This is a genomic window from Hydrogenophaga sp. RWCD_12 (genome assembly GCF_046604225.1).
In the GTDB taxonomy this organism is placed as follows: Bacteria; Pseudomonadota; Gammaproteobacteria; order Burkholderiales; family Burkholderiaceae_C; genus Hydrogenophaga.
Genome location: NZ_JBKIXC010000002.1, coordinates 42,336 through 58,669 on the forward strand (window position 1 = coordinate 42,336; position 16,334 = coordinate 58,669).

Genomic DNA, 16,334 nt, shown 5'->3' on the forward strand with positions numbered 1-16,334 from the left:
GCCTTGACAGGGGCTCGCGGGGGCGCTCCGCTAGGCGGGGCGCGGTTTCCAGCGCGATTGTGGTCTTACGACTTCGCCCGCAGGCGCTTCGAATGGGCGTGCACTGCGTCCACCAAGACCTTGACATGGTCCGGTGGCGTGTATTGGCTGATGCCGTGTCCGAGGTTGAAGATGTGCGTCGGGCCGGTGCCCGTGCCCTGGTGCGGTGTGCCGAAACTCTCCAGCACGGCCGCCACTTCGCGGTCGATCGCTTCCGGCGGCGCGAACAGCACATTCGGGTCGATGTTGCCCTGCAGCGCCTTGCTGTCACCCACGGCCGCACGCGCCTTCGCCAGGTTCACCGTCCAGTCCAGGCCCAGTGCTTCGCAGTCCAGGCCCTTCATGTCGTCCAGCCACAGGCCGCCGCCCTTGGTGAAGACGATGCGCGGGATGGTCGCGCCGGAACTGTCGGTGCGCTTGAGTTGCGCCAGCACGCGTTTCGTGTAGGCCAGCGAAAACTCCTGGAACTTGCCGTCGGCCAGCACACCGCCCCAGCTGTCGAACACCATCACTGCCTGCGCGCCAGCGTCGATCTGCGCGTTCAGGTAGGTTGCGACCGAGTCGGCGTTGATCGCCAGGATGCGGTGCATCAGGTCTCGGCGGCTGTACATCAGGCTCTTGACCGCGCGGTAGTCGTCCGAACCACCGCCCTCGACCATGTAGCAGGCCAGGGTCCAGGGGCTGCCAGAAAAGCCGATCAGCGGCACCCGGCCGTTCAGCGCCTTGCGGATGCTGGTCACCGCGTCGAACACATAGCGCAGCTTTTCCATGTCCGGCACGGCCAGCGTGGCCACATCGGCCTCGGTGCGGATGTTGCGCGCGAACTTCGGACCCTCGCCCTGCTGGAACGTCAGGCCCAGGCCCATCGCGTCGGGCACCGTCAGGATGTCGCTGAACAGGATCGCCGCGTCCAGCGCATAGCGCTCCAGCGGCTGCAGCGTGACTTCGGTCGCGTAGTCCACGTTCGTCGCCAGGCCCATGAACGAGCCCGCCTTGGCGCGCGTCGCGCAGTACTCGGGCAGGTAGCGCCCGGCCTGCCGCATCAGCCACACCGGCGTGTGGTCGGTCGACTGGCGCAGACAGGCGCGCAGGAAAGTGTCGTTCTGCAGGGGGGCAAAGCTCATGGGGGGTGTCCGGTGCGGGGCTTCAAAAGGAAGCGGCGATTATCCCGCGCGGACCTTGCGGGCCGGTTTGCGCTGGCGCAGGGTTCAGGCGGGCCGCTGGGCGTACCCGCAAGGCCCTGAGCTGATGCGAGTCACCTGGCACACAAACGCTGTTGTCCACAAGACGCAAGCCTCCTCGGTTTGCAGGCCGTCGTGCAGATGAAAAACCCGTTCGCGCGCTTGGTCCGGCTGCCTGGCAGGCCGAGGAGGAACCCCGTTGGACTTGTCGGATATCCTGCGACTGTCTTTCACGGCATCGATTGGTGTTGTTTGCCGTAATGCGGGTTTTGATCAACGTTGGAGCTCACTTTGACGGGTACGCGAACCACCACTACGCCGGGTGAAGCGGCATCTGTTTCCGCCATCTGCTTTGGCTGGGCGATCCTGTCTTCTACCCAGTCGGTCGCGGCTGGATTCGAAAGCAGCTCTTTCAGCGATAGCAACATGCTCGGCCTCATCGGAATGGAGGTCGTTTTCGGCGCCCTGGCGCTGCTCGTGCTTTATCTGCGGGGCTACTCCCTCTCAAGCCTGTACCCTAGTCCTTCTCTTGCTGGCTTAGGTAAGGGCATCGGCCTGTATATCGCGAGCCTGATCGCGAGCTGGATCGCCATCGCACCATTCATCGCGAGTCAACCGTCGCAGCCCATCGATGCGCTCGTATCTAGCGCTTCCGTCTCTCTTTCTTCAGTGGTTGCCGTTGCCCTGGTCAACGGCGCCTACGAAGAAATCTTCCTGCTTGGGTTCCTATTGAAGGGGCTGCGCGGCTACGGCTTGTCAGTCGCCTTGGGCGTTTCACTGCTTGTGCGCGTGCTCTACCACCTCTATCAAGGCCCGCTGGGTGCAGTGTCAATCCTTGCGTTTGGCCTGGTTCTCAGCCTGTACTACGTCAAGACCAATGCGTTGTTTCCAGCGGTCTTCGCGCACGTGCTCGCTGACATCATTCCTTTCTTGTGAGCCAGTGAACCCGAACCCCTCGCTGGAGTGGACTCGCAAGAGCTTGCAAGTGGCCAGCGAGGCTCCCAGGTTGGGCATGCGACTCGCGGGCCAAGCACTACCCTAGTCTCAAGGCTGGTCCAGATCATGGCAATTGGCAACCGAATCACCTTCGCAATCATCAGCGCCGTGTTCGGCGCTCTGGTCAGTGTCGCGTGCTGGTGGCTTTACGGCCTGTCGCACTCACTCAACTACGACGGTCCGGGCATGGATCCTGTTCTGCGACATTGGCTCACCTATCTCACTGCTGCCTTTGCGGCACTCGGCTTCACCTTGCGCGAGCGGGCGGGAGACATCGCTGGTGACACGCTCAATGCCATCTTTCACTTCGAGATCAACGACACCTCGGGCAACACGTTGGGGGCCGCTGCTGCCAGCATCTACTTGACGATCGTCATAGCCGCCATCTGGTTTGCTGTTCCTTTATGAGCGCATTGCACCCCTGCCAATCCCGGAGAGAGCAGCATGTCTGATGATGAGTTTCAAAATTTTGTCGACGATTGCTTCAATCAGCTTGAGAAGAAGCAAGACTACCTGCAAGAGACCTTCGCCCTGGGTGCTCATGCACGATGGCATGTGGATCAGATCTCTGAGAAACTTCAGTTCTTTGATTCAACTGATCGGTTGGTGGTGCAGGCGACCGTGATCAATATCGGGAGCTTCGCTGCAAACTCCAACACTTGGAAATGGGCTTGGGCCAATGACTCTGTGCCTCCCGGACTCCGCAAGAAGTCGGAGCCCCTTAAGGAGCTTTCCACCGTCACTGGTCTGGACCTCTTTTCGTCAGTCGACCCCGTGTCAGTCGAGGATGAAAACATGGCTTGGGAGGTAGCTGCAATGTGTGTGCATCATCTCAATGCACTGGGAGCATACCGAGCGCCGTCTTCGTCTAGGCCGCTGGCCGTGTTCCTGGCGATTACCTCCATCGAGCACGTCCGAAAGGAGCGCTATGGCAACGCAATTGAATCGCACGAAGGACAACCCTTGGAGGTTGAAGACACCGCCCGGCACGTCGGAGTACACGATGCACATGGACGAGAAGGACGATAGGCCAATCATCGTCTGCACTGTCGGTAGCACGGTCCTGCACTACGACGCTCGATGCATTGAAGATCTCCACGCGATGCTCAAGAAGGCAGGAGACTGGGTCGAACTGGGCGGTGCCGATGGGCAGAAGCCCGCGAAGGAAGGCTCGGTCGAGGCTTGGGGCCGCGCGAGCACAAATCCAGTTGGTGGCTGGTACAGCTTGAAGAAGGGTCTGCGCGGGCGGTTCGGTGTGTATGTGCCGCCGCTCATGGAGGCGCTTGGCCTGTGCGAGCTGGAGCACAACCCGAAAGGCAATCGCATGCGAGCGCGGTGACTTCTAACCCTCCACGTAAACCAAGGGGATACCCATGATCGTTGTGCTCGGAAGTGTCCAGGTTCAAGAAGGCAAGCTTCAAGAAGCGCTCACTCTCAGCCAGGAACACGTCCTTCGCTCGCGTGAAGAACCGGGCTGTATCGAGCATGGCGTCAGCCAAAACGCCGAGAATGCCGGTCGCTTGGTGTTCGTGGAGCGTTGGGATTCCATGCAGTCGCTTCAAGCGCACTTCGCCGTTCCGGCATCTCGCTCGTTCGCCAAAGAATTGGCCGAATTGGCCTCCGCGCCTGCCACCATGGCCTTGTATGAGGCGAGCCAAATCGCGCCCAGCGGCAAGAGGGCGGCCTAGTCCGTCGCCCCGATGAGCGGTCGCACTTCCCGTCGTGTTGACTGGATGCCGTACCCTGCAGATGCGCAGATCATCCGGGACAGTGAAGCCCCTTTCATTCGTTGAGCCTCTCGAGAGCCGCCATGCCGAACCTCCGCGTCACTGAAATCAAGGCTTTCGTTCCGTCGATGGACTTCGAGGTCTCCAAGCAGTTCTACAAAGATCTGGGCTTCACCCAGGCATCCGAAGGGGGCGGCGTCGCTTACTTTCATTTCGGGCATGTGAGCTTCCTGCTCCAGGACTTCTGCGCCGAGGGGCTGGCCGAGAACTTCATGATGCACATCCTCGTAGAGGACGTCGAAGCCTGGTGGAACCATGTCCAGGCCAGTGGTGTCGAGTCGAAGTACGGCGTCGCGTGCACCGGCATCGAGGCGCAGCCCTGGAGAATGAAAGACTTCTGCCTCGCTGACCCGTCGGGCGTTCTGTGGCGTATCGGCCAGAACACCGATTGAACTGTCCACCGCCAGGAGCCGCCAAACCCAGATCCAACGCGAGGCGCCGACTCGAACGTAAGACCGCGCGAAAGCTTCGAAGACTAGCACAGACTCGCCATGAATTCTTCTGCTCTGTTTCCCGTCGAAGGTGGCTGCGACTGCAAGGCCGTCCGCTACCGCATGACTTCAGCTCCGCTCTTCGTGCATTGCTGTCACTGCCGCTGGTGCCAGCGGGAGTCGGGCTCAGCGTTTGCACTCAATGCAATGATCGAGGCCGACCGGGTGGTGAGCCTCGGCATGGACCCAGACCTGGTGCATACCCCGTCCAACAGCGGCCTCGGGCAGAAGATCGCCCGATGTCCTGTCTGCAAGGTCGCGGTCTGGAGCCACTATGCGGGCGCTGGTCCGGTCGTGAAGTTCGTCCGCGTGGGCTCGCTCGATCAGCCGGACCTGTTGCCACCGGATGTCCACATCTTCACGGCGTCCAAACAGCCATGGGTACTGCTGGACCCAGATGTTCCGGCGTTCGAGGAGTACTACGACCGGGATGCGATCTGGCCCGAGGAGAGCCTGGCCCGCCGTGCGGCGCTGCGACTTCAGCCTTGATCCGCCGCTGGCATCGCCGTCGGGTCCATCCAGAAGGTGCCCCACAGATGGCCGTCGGGGTCGGCAATGTCCCGGGAGTACATGAAGCCGTGGTCCTCGGGCGGGTTCGCGTCGGCCTGGCCGCCGTGCGCGGCAGCGGCCACATTCATCGCGTCGACCGCCTCGCGGCTCTCCAGGGCCAGTGAAAGCATCGACGCACTCGTCCCCGCGGGCGGAAACGGCCGCTGCGTGAGCGTGCGCCACTTGGCGTGGCTGAGCAGCATCACGCAGATGGCGTCGCTCCAGCGCATGCAGGCAGTGTCGACGCTGCTGAACTGTGGTTTGTCCTCGAATCCCAGCGCCTTGTAAAAGACGATCGAGGTGTCGAGGTTGCTGACCGGCAGGCTGATGTAGATCGTTTTGGTCATGGGGAGTTGGCGTGGGTGCAGGGTCGGATCAGAATCTCCATTGGCAGGAGTTTCTGCTGTACGACGATCCAACATTGCCGGATTCGACAGCGGTCACCGATACCATGCAGCGTTGTTTCAGCTTTCAAAGGGAGTTCACATGCGCCTTCGTTCTTTCTTCGTCGCCCTGTCTCTCGGTCTGTTGGCATTCGGTGCGTCGTCCGCCGAGGGGCTGATCGCTGTCAAGAGTCCCCGGAACGCCAAAGACACCATGTCCCGCCTCGAAGAGGTGGTCAAGCAAAAGGGTCTCAACGTGTTTGCGCGCATCGACCATGCCGCCGGCGCGGCCAAGATCGGCAAGTCGCTGCGGCCGACCGAGGTGCTCATCTTCGGCAGCCCGCAAGGCGGTACGCCGTTCATGGAGTGCGAGCAGACCGTTGGCATCGACCTGCCGCTCAAGGCGCTGGTCTGGGAAGACGCTTCCGGCCAGGCCTGGCTGGGCTACAACGACCCGGCATTCCTGGCCCAGCGCCACGCCGCCGCGCAGTGTCCGGCGGTCGAGAATCTTCGCAAGGCGCTGGCTGGCATCGCCGAGTCCGCTGTGGCGCAGTGAGCACCCATGTTCATTCGCCGCCAACTCGCGTTCGTCGCGATCACTTTGCTTCTGCTGAATCCGGCCATGGCCGCGCCTGCCCCGCCAGCTGTGCGGGCCGAGATCGACGCGGTCTTCAAGAAGCTGCAAGTGCCCGGGTGCCAGTTCAACCGCAACGGGTCCTGGTACACCGGTGCCGAAGCACAGAGTCACCTGATGAGAAAGCTGGAATACCTGGAAGACAAGGACCTGGTCAAGACCACGGAAGACTTCATCACGCTGGGAGCGTCCACCAGCAGTTCCAGCGGCAAGGCCTACCAGGTCCGTTGCGGGGATGCGGTGGCCGTGGAGAGCAAGGTCTGGTTGCTGGAGCAGCTCAAGTCGGTTCGCCGCGGGAAGTAGTGGTGCTCCCAAATGGCTGACCAACATCCGTCGCGCCATGACGCATGGCGCCATTACCGGGTTGGCTGCCCAGCAAGGGCTGGAAGGGGTCGGGACGGCGATCTCGCTCGTGCCTGGCGGAGGGAAGTGAACCATGGCCGTTGAAATCGAACGCAAGTTCCTGGTCACAGGCGCCGACTGGCGGACCGCCAAAGGTCAGCGCATCGTGCAGGGCTACCTCAACCGCGACAAGCAGCGGACGGTCCGCGTGCGCATGGCGGGGGAGCAGGCTTTTCTCACCATCAAGGGCATGACGTTCGGCGCTACGCGGGCGGAGTTCGAATACCCGATTCCGCTGGCCGATGCAGAGGCGCTGCTGGCCCTGTGCGACGGTCCGCTGATCGACAAGATCCGCCACCGCGTGGATCATGCGGGACTGGTATGGGAGGTCGACGAGTTTTTCGGCGACAACGCGGGACTGGTGGTGGCCGAGGTCGAGCTGTCGAGCGAAGACCAGTCGGTCGCACTGCCACCCTGGGTGGCGGACGAAGTCACCGCCGACAGCCGCTATTTCAACTCGAGCCTCGCGACGCACCCTTATTGCCAATGGCCTAGCCGGTAGCCGTATCCGATACCGGCAGTGGCAAATGTCGGCCCGGACAGTGCATGGCCGCGGTGCTTTGCACCGGTGCCCTGAACATGGCTCCGTCGTGCGCGACACAATCACCGATCAAAGCACTGGAGGAAGAGCGAATGAGCAAGAGCTTGCGACTGTCGGAGAAGTGGTTCCACCGGGGCCTGTGGCTGGTGGCGTTCCTGTTTGCCTGGTTTCTGACCGGTCTGGGCAGCACCATCGTCGGCGACTTGCCCCGGGTAGAGCAGTCGCAGTCGCTGGAGGACTTCATGGACCCGCAGCGCACGCCCGCGCTCAAGGAGTCGATCAAGTCCGCCCAGCGCGTCTCGGAAGAGGCGCAGGCCGCGCTGGAGCAGGCGCAGCTGAAGCTGCAGGCGGCCCGCGCCGACAACCGCGCGGCCCGCGAAACCTTCGACAACTGGCTGGCGACACGCAGCGTCACGCAGCGCTCCGAGCAGGACCAGGAAGTGCTGCAGCGCACCCGCGAGCTCGACGGTCTGCGCAAGCTGGAGCGTGATGCGCTTGCTTCGGTGGAGAAACAGCAGCAGATCGCGCTGGATGCGAAGCAGGAAGAGCAGCGCGCGCAGGCCGAACTGCAGACCCTGCGCAATGCGGCCAGCGACACGTTCGAGCAGGCGCAGCATGCCCAGGAGCTGCGTGTCTTCGGCTACCGGCTGGCGCTCACGCTGCCCTTGCTGGCCGTGGCGGGTTGGCTGTTCCGCAAGTACCGCAAGAGTTCGTCGTGGCCCTTCGTCTGGGGCTTCATCTTCTTCGCGCTGTTTGCGTTCTTCGTCGAGCTGGTGCCCTACCTGCCCAGCTATGGCGGCTATGTGCGCTACATCGTTGGCATCGTGCTCACCGTGATCGGCGGCCGCTACGCGATCCAGGCGCTGCAACGCTACCTGGAGCGCCAGAAGGCGGCCGAAGCGCAGCCGGCCCAGACGCGCCAGCGCGAGATGGACTACGACCTGGCGCAGGCGCGCATGGGCAAGAACATCTGCCCGGGCTGCGAGCGCACGGTGGACATGAAGGACGGCAAGACCGACTTCTGTCCGCACTGCGGGCTCTGTCTGTTCGACCGCTGCGGCCACTGCAGCACGCGCAAGAACGCGTTTGCGCGCTACTGCTTCTCGTGTGGCGCGTCGGCGAAGGAACCGGCGCAAGAGGCAGGCACGGCCGCAACCACCTGACGGTCGGCGGCCAGGCGCGACTTACTCGGCCACTGCGGCGTCGGCGTCCGGGTGCGCCCGGTTGAACTGCGCCACGTCGCGGATGTTCTTTTGCACCGCGACAGCGCCGAACAGCGACAGCAGGAAGGCCATGGCGTAGAAGCCCTTTTCGCTGGCGGCCAGCGTGGCGTTCCACAGGCCCACCGTCAGCAGCGCCACGGAGATGCCCAGCGACACCCAGCACAGGCCGTAGTAGATGCCGGTGACCGGGATGCCCTCGATGCGGTCACGCACCGACTTCTGCAGGGACACGGCGGAGAACAGGCCGTACATCAGCAGCGTGAAGTAGTAGCCCTTTTCGTTGAGCTGCATCTGGGCGTTCCACAGACCCATCAGGTACACCACGGCACCAACCAGCAAGGCAGCCCAGGAGGCTCCGATGAAAGCGCCGGTGGGGCGTTGGGCGACGTAGGCGGGTGCGGGCATGGGGATCCTCCAGGGTGGTTGTTCGGGGAAGGACTTTACCGGATGCCCGTCGCCGCCCGCCGCTCTTCGCGCACGAGCCGCCAGATCGCCCAGACCCCGAGCGCCGGCCCCGGGGCCAGTCCGGTCAGCAGCCAGCCAAGAGGCACGGACTGCGACAGCGAGACGAACAGCAGGATGCTCAGGATCGACAGCGCAAACCCCGCGCTGTTGGTGAGCGTGAGCACGCTGCCGACCGCCTGTGGTGGCGCGTTGCGCGCGGTCAGGGTCGAGAACTGCGGCGAGTCGCCCGAGACGGTGATGCCCCACACCAGCAGCCAGGCGTAGAAGGCGATATCGGGTGCGTGCATGAGCAGCGGCGCCAGCAGGCAGCACAGGCCGCTGGTGCCCAGCTGTGCGGCCGCCACACGTGCACTGCCAAACCGCGGCGCCAGCCAGCCGCCAGCGACGCAGCCGATGGCGCCGACGCCCAGCACCACGAAGGCGGCCCACGACAGGCTGGTGCCCTGCAGCCGCGTCGCCAGGATCAGCGGCATCAGCACCCACAACGTGTACAGCTCCCACATGTGACCGAAGTAGCCGAGCACCGAGCTGCGCACGCGCGCGTCGGTGCCGATGGTCGCCAGCGCGCGCCACTGCAGCGTGCTCACACGGGCCACGGCACCGGGCGGCTCGGGCAGCAGGGCAAACAGCAATACGCCGCCACCAGCTGCCAGCGCGGCCACGCCCAGCATCAGCGATGGCCAGGGCAGGGTGTCGCCGATGGCACGCAGTGCGTGTGCACTGGCCGAGCCCAGCACGAGTGCGCCGATCAGCAGACCCAGCGCCGGGCCCAGCCCGCGCGAATACCACTGCGAGGCGATCTTCATGCCCACCGGATAGATACCGGCCAGGCACACGCCGGTGAGAAAGCGCCAGACCAGCAGCGCTTCGTAGTGCGCCACCATTGCCCAGGCGCCCACGGTGCAGCCCGCCCCGGCCAATGCGCAGAACAGGAACACGCGGCGCGGCGCGAACCGGTCGGCAATGGCCAGCAGCGCGAAAACCAGCGTGCCGAGGATGAAGCCGAACTGGAGGGCCGAGGTCAGGGTGCCGACTGCGGTGGCCGGCCAGCCGAACTCGCGCTGCAGGTCGGGCATGACCGCGTTGACCGCGAACCAGAGCGAGGTGCCGGCGAACTGTGCCATCACCAGCACGGGCAGCACGTGGCGGGGCACGGCGGGCTGGTTCATGACCGGGTCCACCGCGCCCAGCGGTGCTGCTGCTGGCGCTTGAGCACCCGCCCCGCCCGCCACGGCCAGGAGGCGCGCACCTGTGCCAGCAAGGCTTCCTTCCAGACCGACCAGCGTGCCCACAGGCGCGCGAACCAGGCCAGGCGCATGAGGGCCGGCTGCGTCAGTGTGAAGAGGCGCGCCACCAGTGCGGTGCCCACCACCTTGGCGGTCAGGATGATCAGCAGACCGAGCACCGCCTGGCCCTGGCCGATCAGCCACAGCGCCGCCAGCTTGACCGGCAGCAGCAGGAGGGCAGGCAGCGCAAACAGGGCCAGCGCCGCGTAGGGCGGCAGCGAAGTCACCAGTCCTTCGATCCATCGGAAGCCAGGCCAGCGCCCGATGCGCGCCAGCAGACGCTGCAGCGGTTCCCAGCCCCACTCCTCGAACAGGATCAGCAGCGCCAGCAGCCACTGGAACGGCCAGAGCAGGGCGCGCAGCCAGACGGGCCGGGGGCGGCGTGGAGGCGGTGAGTGCATGGCTGCACTGTAGGGCAAGCCCGCGGTATCTCCGGGCAATGCCGCCGGCACCGCTTTACAAGCCTTTGCTTTCGGATGGTGGTTTCTTGACATGGACCGATGACCATGCGCGCACAAGCATGTGCTTGGGCCTTGAGGATCTGTATGGATGTCTTGAATGTGGTTCGTTCTGCACGCCGACCGCTGGCGGTGGCCAGCATGGCCGCGGTGGTCGCTGCGCTGGCAGCTTGTTATGTGGTGCCGATCGATCCGCGCACCGGGCAGGCTGTGCCGGCGCAGACACCGGTGGCGATGCCGGCGCCCGCAGCACCACTGGTGTTCACCGCGCGGCTCTACCCGGCCAACGATCTGGCCAGCGGATTCGGCGTCGTGCACGCCAGTGTCACCAACGACCTGCAGGGACGTGGAACGTTCAATACCGTCATCGGCGGCGAATCGTTCAGCGGAGAGGCAACACGCAAGGCAGGCTCCAGCCGAGAAGGCCTGGCCAACGGTGCCGGCAACCGGGGCGGGTACATCACCTGCGCCTACACGATGAACTCGGCGACCATGGGCTCAGGCACCTGCCGCCTGTCCAGCGGCGCGCTGTTCAGCATGCACGTGGGGAATTGAGCCCCCACGCTCCGCCGCTGGGCGGGGCGCTACTCGGCCTGTCCGACGGTCACTTCGGTGGCTGTCGGCAGGGCTGGTGCCTTGAGGTGGCCGACGTACTGCAGTGCCTGTTCTGTGCGCACCGATGGCACATCGCCTTCGCGCATGTGCAGCAGGTCGGCCGGGCTGATGAGGCGCGGGTCGGCGGAGGTCAGCGGCAATTGGGCGTGGCGGTAGGCTTCGAGCACGAACTGCGAACAGAAGAAGCGGTCGTTCTTGACCGCGCCCAGCTGGATCGCGGCGAGACCGCGGATGCAAAAGTCCCGCACCAGGCCGGGAATCAGCGGCAGCTCGCAGTACTGCCGTCCGATGCTGAACGGTGCCTGCAGCACGATGCCGGCGGTGTTGTACTTCTTGCCCACGTGCATGCGCGTGAATGCGTTCAGTGCCGTCACCTGCGCCTCGCCCATGCCCGGGTGCCGGAATGCCACGATGGTGGTCTCGTCGTCCATGAACTCCTGCGTGCTGCGCGTGCGCACGCCGGAACCCACCGCTTCAACAAAGGTGCCGTCGCCCAGATAGAGCGCGGCGTGGCTGACGGGCGCGAGCGTGATCAGTCGAACGCCCATCGAGACGATGCCGTTGGTCGAGCTGAGCACGATGTCGCCGGGGCGCAGGTCCTGTGGCGTGATCTGCACGCCACCGTTGGCGGGCGTGAGCAGCAGGCGCTGCTGCACGCGCAGGGCCGGCTGGCCGGGCTCGGGCGCGAAATCCACCTGGGTAGCGCAGCCGGTGGCAAGCAGGAGGAGGGCGGCGCCGGCGAGCCGGCACAGCAAGGTCACGAGCCGGGAGTGCATGGGTGTCAGACCCCGTGCGCGCGGTCGGCCTTGAACTGCTGGCGGAAGGCCTCGAAGCGGCCCGCGTCCAGCGCGGCGCGCACTTCCCGCATCAGGTTCAGGTAGTAGTGCAGGTTGTGCACGGTCGACAGCATCGGCCCCAGCATCTCGCCGCAGCGGTCCAGGTGGTGCAGGTATGCGCGCGAGAAACCGTCGCGCCCGCCGTCGGCCCATGGCACGCCGGCCTTGCCGGCGCAGGCGTAGCAGGTGCAGGTCGCGTCCAGCGGCTGGTGATCGGTCTTGTGGCGGGCGTTGCGGATCTTCAGGTCACCGTAGCGGGTGAACAGCGTGCCGTTGCGCGCGTTGCGCGTGGGCATGACGCAGTCGAACATGTCCACGCCGTCGGCCACGCCCTGCACCAGGTCCTCGGGCGTGCCCACACCCATCAGGTAGCGCGGCTTGTGGGCCGGCAGCCGGTGCGGCGTGTGCGCCATGATCTGCAGCATCTGTTCCTTGGGTTCGCCCACACTCACGCCGCCAATGGCGTAGCCGGGGAAGTCCATCTCGACCAGCGCTTCCAGCGACTCCTGGCGCAGGGGCTCGAACATGCCGCCCTGCACGATGCCGAACAGCGCGTTGGGGTTCTCCAGCCGCGCGAATTCTTCTTTGGAGCGCAGCGCCCAGCGGCGGCTCATCTCCATGCTTTTGCGCGCTTCGGCCTCGGTGGTCAGGTGGTCGTTGGTCTCGTACGGCGTGCACTCGTCCAGCTGCATCACGATGTCGCTGTTCAGACCGGTCTGGATCTGCATGCTCACCTCGGGCGACATGAACAGCTTGTCGCCGTTGACGGGCGACGCGAACGTCACGCCTTCTTCGGTGATCTTGCGCATCGCGCCCAGCGACCAGACCTGGAAGCCACCCGAGTCGGTGAGGATGGGCTTGTTCCACTTCTCGAAGCCGTGCAGGCCGCCGAAGCTCTTCATGACGTCCTGGCCGGGACGCATCCAGAGGTGGAAGGTATTGCCCAGAATGATCTGGGCGCCCATGTCTTCCAGGCTCGCGGGCGTGACACCCTTGACGGTGCCGTAGGTGCCCACGGGCATGAAGATGGGGGTCTCAACCACGCCGTGGTTGAGGGTGAGGCGGCCACGGCGAGCGTGGCCCTCGGTCTTGAGAACGTCGAACTGGAGCATCCGGCGATTGTCGCCGAGCGCTCCAGGTGACCTGCCGCCGGGCCGCCCCAAGGCGGGTCGGCCCCACGACCCGGTATTGACCGGGTCCCTCCCCGGTCAAGGGGCCAGCGACCCGCGCAGCGGCGGAGCGTGGGGGCGGCTTTTTATTTCTTGGCTTCCAGGGCCAGGATCCAGGACACCAGCTTGGCCGCGTCGGCTTCGGTGATTGCCACCTTGTTCGGCGGCATGGCCAGACCGCTGACCTTGTCCTTCCAGTGGCTTTCGTACGGGCTGGAGCCGGCGAGCACGGTGGCGGTCAGCTGCTGCTGTGCGCCTTTTTGTGCCTTGTACTTGGCCGACACATCGCGCCAGGCCGGGCCGATCGGTGCCATGCCATTGGGGCCTTTGGCGCCGGGTTCGATGTGGTGGCAGGTCATGCAGCCGGCGCCGGTCGCCAGCTTGATGGCCGCTTCGTCGTCGGCAGGGCCGGCCCAGGCCGACAGCGCCAGCAGGGCGGCCGACAGGGAAATCAGGGTGCGTTTCATGGATGGCTCCTTGGGTTTCTGGGGGAATGTCCTCAGGCTATCAGCCGTCCCGGGCCGCAAATTGATCCTTGTCAAGGCGGCGGGCGCTCCGTCTCAACATGAGACGGGCGGTGGCCGGTGCGCCACAGATGGCGCCAACCGGAGCTCAGGAGCCGCTTTTCTTCGGGGTCTCGGGGGCGACGACCAGCACGCTGCGGTTGCGGTCCTCGACGATCCACAGCCGCCCCTGCCGGTCGACCGTGATGCCTGCCGGTGTGCCCTGCGGGCGCAGGCCGGGCATCCCCAGCCAGCCGGACACGATGTTTTCTGCCGCGCCCGTTGGGCGGCCGTCGGGGCCGATGCGCCAGCCGACGACGCGGTGGCCCTGTGTGCGGTAGCCGTGCCAGACCGACAGCAGGCGCCCGCTCCAGGGCCGCGCAGCCTGTCCTTCTCCTGCAGGCGGGACGGCCAGCAGCTGCAATGGCGCGACATGGGCCGGCAGGGCCAGGAATGGCGGATGCTGGGCTGGGCGCTGGCAACGGCCCCGGTTTTCGTAGCCGCGCGCCAACACACTGCGGCCGCGCGCGTCGCTCACGCAATACGGCCAGCCGTAGCGCGCGCCGCGCGCCAACTCGTTCAGCTCTTCGGCGGGCGCGCTGGCGTCGGTGTAATCGATCGAGTTTTCAGCCTGCCAGACCCGCTCGGTGCCGCTGGCGTCCAGCGTCACGGCCAGCCCCAGCGAATTGCGCAGGCCGGTCGCGAACGGACGCAGGTGCTGGATCTTCTGTTCAGTGCCCTGCAGCGTCGCTTCATAGACTGCCGCCCGGGGTCGGTCGCCCTCGGTTTCCGGGCAGGGCAGTGGCTGTTCCTGCCGCTCGTTGCGGCAGGCATCGCTGGCCGAACCCAGGTTGAGATAGAAATTCCCCTTGCGGCCGAACGCGAGCTCCTTGAGCGGGTGGGCGCCGTCGGCTGGCAGGTCGCGAAGCAGGTCCTCGCGTGCCAGGGCAGCGGTGGGTGTGCGCCAGATGGTGCCGGCCTCGCCTACATAGACCTTGCCGTCGGGGCCTTGCACCAGGCCGTGCGGACGGTCGAGGCCCCTGGCCAGCACCTTGATCCGGCCAGCGTCGCCGGCCTGGCCGGCGGTATTCAGCTCCAGCAGGCGGCCGCGCTTGGGCTCCCAGTTGCCCATGTCGGTGATCCAGAAGCGTCCCGGGGCAATTTCGAGCAGGCGCCGCGGCATCTGCAGACCGTCGCGCGCATCGGCCACCAGGCCGACGCACCAACCCTTGGCCACGGTCAATGCGACACGCGGGTAACCGGCGCACAGCCCCTGGGTGGCGTAACGGGAGCTTTCTTCGGCGAACGCGGCAGGGACGAAGAAAGACAGCAGCGCCCCCAGACCGAGGGCGCGGGCTTTCCAGAAAAGCGGGGCGCGCATGGCGCCATTGTGGTCCGACTTTGGGCCGGCGAAGTCGCCGGCGCCGGATCAGCGCAGCGGCGCTGGCGTCGCTGCGGAGGGCTGCGGAGCGTCCGTCACCACGGCCGTCCGCTCGTCCGAACTGGACCATCCCCAGGCCAGCAGCAGGGCCAGGCCCACAGACAGCAGCAGGGCAAATCCCAGGCGGAACAGCATTTCGATCACAGAGAACTCTCGGCGGTGGTGACAGGTGGCCGCTATTGTGCCTGCTCGGTCCATTGCATTTGGGTGGCTCTTAGGTCTCAGGTGCTCAAACGTCACAAATTTCACCGAATCTGTAGCGCTTTAGTGCCAGAACAAACACGCGATGACGCGACTGTTGCCAGCGCTGACAGTTGCACGAACGCTACGGAGCGCCGAAACACTGCGCAATCAGCCCGCGCAACCACTGGTGGCCGGGGTCGCGATGCAGGTGGGCGTGCCACAGCTGGGCGATGGTGCTGGTCGGCAGGCGCAGCGACAGCGGACGCGCGACCAACTGGTGCGGGCCAGCCAGGCGCTCGGCCAGGCGCTGCGGCACGGTCGCCACCAGGTCGGCGCTGCCCAGCACATGGCCCAGTGCGACGTAGTGGGGCACCGTCAACTGCACCGTGCGCACCATGCCGAGTTTGTGCAATGCATCGTCGACCTGACCGTGCGCGGTGCCGGCCGAGACCACGCGCACATGGGCGGCTTGCCGGTACTGTGCGGCCGTGATCTGCGTGCGTGCCGCCAGCGGGTGGCCGGCGCGCATCAGGGCCACGTAGTGCTGGCGAAACAGCGCCTGCTGGAAAAAGCCCGCCTGCAGCTTGGGCAGCGATCCGAGGGCGATGTCCACCCTGCCAGCCGCCATGTCCTCGCCCAGGGCGGCGTCGGCCACGGTGACGGCCTGCAGCGTCACACCCGGCGCCTGCCGGGCCAGCGCGTCCATCAGCACCGGCAGGAAGTAGATCTCGCCCACGTCGGTCATGGCCAGCGTGAAACAGCGCTCGCTGCGGGCAGGATCGAACGCGGCGCGCACGTTCAGCGCGCCCTGCAGGGCCTGCAGTGCCTGCGCCACCGGTCCGGCCAGCTGCTGCGCATACGGCGTGGGCGCCATGCCCGTGGGAGTGCGCACGAACAGCTCGTCGCCCAATGCATCGCGCAGGCGGCGCAACGCGTTGCTCACCGCCGGCTGGCTCAGCCCCAGCGCGTCGGCCACGCGCGACACACGGCCGTCCTGCACCAGGCGGTCGAACACCAGCAGCAAATTGAGATCAAGGTCGGTGAGCTTCACAGCGCTTCCCATTCATGCGGTGAATAAAGCGTATCACTGGAATTCACTTGCCGGATGGGATTGCGCTCCCCATGATCCGGGTTCACAAGAACAGGAGACAA

General features: G+C 65.5%; 24 protein-coding genes. 12 read left to right on the forward strand and 12 right to left on the reverse strand.

Annotation, left to right across the window (positions count from 1 at the left end; genetic code table 11):
- Window positions 1-65: 65 nt before the first annotated feature.
- Together hemE and ACLIJ1_RS07205 are read right to left on the reverse strand one after the other, a co-directional pair.
- Entirely contained in the window at window positions 66-1,163 is a 1,098-nt protein-coding gene (hemE, locus tag ACLIJ1_RS07200; protein ID WP_411364831.1) for a uroporphyrinogen decarboxylase, read from the reverse strand.
- A gap of 287 nt (window positions 1,164-1,450) precedes the next feature.
- On the reverse strand, window positions 1,451-1,648 hold the full coding sequence (locus ACLIJ1_RS07205) for a hypothetical protein (protein WP_411364832.1): 198 nt from the start codon (window positions 1,646-1,648) through the stop codon (window positions 1,451-1,453).
- Between ACLIJ1_RS07205 and ACLIJ1_RS07210 the strand changes: the two genes are divergently transcribed.
- From ACLIJ1_RS07210 to ACLIJ1_RS07240, 7 genes are all read left to right on the forward strand, one after another.
- Window positions 1,647-2,156, forward strand: coding sequence for a CPBP family intramembrane glutamic endopeptidase (locus tag ACLIJ1_RS07210; RefSeq protein ID WP_411364833.1), 510 nt, complete (start codon window positions 1,647-1,649; stop codon window positions 2,154-2,156). The two genes, ACLIJ1_RS07205 and ACLIJ1_RS07210, sit on opposite strands and share 2 nt — an antisense overlap.
- A gap of 126 nt (window positions 2,157-2,282) precedes the next feature.
- Entirely contained in the window at window positions 2,283-2,624 is a 342-nt protein-coding gene (locus ACLIJ1_RS07215) for a hypothetical protein (RefSeq protein WP_411364834.1), read from the forward strand.
- A gap of 36 nt (window positions 2,625-2,660) precedes the next feature.
- Window positions 2,661-3,245 carry a DUF6882 domain-containing protein gene (locus ACLIJ1_RS07220; protein ID WP_411364835.1) on the forward strand — a complete coding sequence of 195 codons (585 nt, stop codon included), beginning with the start codon at window positions 2,661-2,663 and terminating at the stop codon, window positions 3,243-3,245.
- Window positions 3,220-3,555, forward strand: coding sequence for a DUF6855 family protein (locus tag ACLIJ1_RS07225; protein WP_411364836.1), 336 nt, complete (start codon window positions 3,220-3,222; stop codon window positions 3,553-3,555). The genes ACLIJ1_RS07220 and ACLIJ1_RS07225 overlap by 26 nt, the downstream gene beginning before the upstream one ends.
- A 34-nt stretch (window positions 3,556-3,589) precedes the next feature.
- Complete coding sequence (locus ACLIJ1_RS07230; protein ID WP_411364837.1) at window positions 3,590-3,904, forward strand: putative quinol monooxygenase; 315 nt, start codon at window positions 3,590-3,592, stop codon at window positions 3,902-3,904.
- A gap of 122 nt (window positions 3,905-4,026) precedes the next feature.
- On the forward strand, window positions 4,027-4,395 hold the full coding sequence (locus ACLIJ1_RS07235; protein WP_411364838.1) for a VOC family protein: 369 nt from the start codon (window positions 4,027-4,029) through the stop codon (window positions 4,393-4,395).
- Window positions 4,396-4,494: 99 nt separating this feature from the next.
- Window positions 4,495-4,983 (forward strand): GFA family protein, encoded by a 489-nt coding sequence (locus ACLIJ1_RS07240; protein ID WP_411364839.1) that lies wholly within the window; start codon window positions 4,495-4,497, stop codon window positions 4,981-4,983.
- Here the strand turns inward: ACLIJ1_RS07240 and ACLIJ1_RS07245 are convergent.
- Window positions 4,974-5,390 carry a VOC family protein gene (locus ACLIJ1_RS07245; RefSeq protein ID WP_411364840.1) on the reverse strand — a complete coding sequence of 139 codons (417 nt, stop codon included), beginning with the start codon at window positions 5,388-5,390 and terminating at the stop codon, window positions 4,974-4,976. The genes ACLIJ1_RS07240 and ACLIJ1_RS07245 overlap by 10 nt on opposite strands.
- Window positions 5,391-5,529: 139 nt before the next feature.
- Here ACLIJ1_RS07245 and ACLIJ1_RS07250 point away from each other — a divergent pair, with 139 nt between their 5' ends.
- The 4 genes from ACLIJ1_RS07250 (at window position 5,530) to ACLIJ1_RS07265 (ending at window position 8,166) form a co-directional block, all read left to right on the forward strand.
- Window positions 5,530-5,982 (forward strand): DUF302 domain-containing protein, encoded by a 453-nt coding sequence (locus tag ACLIJ1_RS07250; RefSeq protein ID WP_411364841.1) that lies wholly within the window; start codon window positions 5,530-5,532, stop codon window positions 5,980-5,982.
- A 6-nt stretch (window positions 5,983-5,988) separates the two neighbouring features.
- Entirely contained in the window at window positions 5,989-6,363 is a 375-nt protein-coding gene (locus ACLIJ1_RS07255; RefSeq protein ID WP_411364842.1) for a DUF5329 family protein, read from the forward strand.
- A 133-nt stretch (window positions 6,364-6,496) separates the two neighbouring features.
- Window positions 6,497-6,964, forward strand: a complete 468-nt coding sequence (locus tag ACLIJ1_RS07260; RefSeq protein ID WP_411364843.1) for a CYTH domain-containing protein — start codon at window positions 6,497-6,499, stop codon at window positions 6,962-6,964.
- Window positions 6,965-7,095: 131 nt separating this feature from the next.
- On the forward strand, window positions 7,096-8,166 hold the full coding sequence (locus ACLIJ1_RS07265) for a serine endopeptidase (protein ID WP_411364844.1): 1,071 nt from the start codon (window positions 7,096-7,098) through the stop codon (window positions 8,164-8,166).
- 21 nt (window positions 8,167-8,187) lie between these two features.
- Here ACLIJ1_RS07265 and yiaA read toward each other — a convergent pair whose 3' ends face one another.
- From yiaA to ACLIJ1_RS07280, 3 genes are read right to left on the reverse strand one after another with little or no spacing between them, the layout of a single operon-like run.
- A complete protein-coding gene (gene yiaA, locus ACLIJ1_RS07270; protein WP_411364845.1) occupies window positions 8,188-8,631 on the reverse strand; it encodes an inner membrane protein YiaA in 444 nt (147 codons plus the stop codon).
- Between the two features lie 35 nt (window positions 8,632-8,666).
- On the reverse strand, window positions 8,667-9,860 hold the full coding sequence (locus ACLIJ1_RS07275; RefSeq protein ID WP_411364846.1) for an MFS transporter: 1,194 nt from the start codon (window positions 9,858-9,860) through the stop codon (window positions 8,667-8,669).
- A complete protein-coding gene (locus ACLIJ1_RS07280) occupies window positions 9,857-10,378 on the reverse strand; it encodes a hypothetical protein (protein WP_411364847.1) in 522 nt (173 codons plus the stop codon). The genes ACLIJ1_RS07275 and ACLIJ1_RS07280 overlap by 4 nt, the downstream gene beginning before the upstream one ends.
- Before the next feature lie 144 nt (window positions 10,379-10,522).
- Here ACLIJ1_RS07280 and ACLIJ1_RS07285 point away from each other — a divergent pair, with 144 nt between their 5' ends.
- Complete coding sequence (locus tag ACLIJ1_RS07285; RefSeq protein ID WP_411364848.1) at window positions 10,523-10,990, forward strand: hypothetical protein; 468 nt, start codon at window positions 10,523-10,525, stop codon at window positions 10,988-10,990.
- 29 nt (window positions 10,991-11,019) lie between these two features.
- Here ACLIJ1_RS07285 and ACLIJ1_RS07290 read toward each other — a convergent pair whose 3' ends face one another.
- From ACLIJ1_RS07290 to ACLIJ1_RS07315, 6 genes are all read right to left on the reverse strand, one after another.
- Window positions 11,020-11,826 (reverse strand): YiiX/YebB-like N1pC/P60 family cysteine hydrolase, encoded by an 807-nt coding sequence (locus ACLIJ1_RS07290; RefSeq protein WP_411364849.1) that lies wholly within the window; start codon window positions 11,824-11,826, stop codon window positions 11,020-11,022.
- Window positions 11,827-11,831: 5 nt separating this feature from the next.
- Complete coding sequence (gene tgt, locus ACLIJ1_RS07295; RefSeq protein ID WP_411364850.1) at window positions 11,832-12,998, reverse strand: tRNA guanosine(34) transglycosylase Tgt; 1,167 nt, start codon at window positions 12,996-12,998, stop codon at window positions 11,832-11,834.
- 143 nt (window positions 12,999-13,141) lie between these two features.
- A complete protein-coding gene (locus ACLIJ1_RS07300; RefSeq protein ID WP_411364851.1) occupies window positions 13,142-13,522 on the reverse strand; it encodes a c-type cytochrome in 381 nt (126 codons plus the stop codon).
- Window positions 13,523-13,667: 145 nt separating this feature from the next.
- Window positions 13,668-14,939, reverse strand: coding sequence for a PQQ-dependent sugar dehydrogenase (locus ACLIJ1_RS07305; protein WP_411364852.1), 1,272 nt, complete (start codon window positions 14,937-14,939; stop codon window positions 13,668-13,670).
- A gap of 48 nt (window positions 14,940-14,987) precedes the next feature.
- Window positions 14,988-15,134, reverse strand: a complete 147-nt coding sequence (locus ACLIJ1_RS07310) for a hypothetical protein (RefSeq protein WP_411364853.1) — start codon at window positions 15,132-15,134, stop codon at window positions 14,988-14,990.
- 190 nt (window positions 15,135-15,324) lie between these two features.
- A complete protein-coding gene (locus ACLIJ1_RS07315) occupies window positions 15,325-16,233 on the reverse strand; it encodes a LysR family transcriptional regulator (protein WP_411364854.1) in 909 nt (302 codons plus the stop codon).
- Window positions 16,234-16,334: the final 101 nt, after the last annotated feature.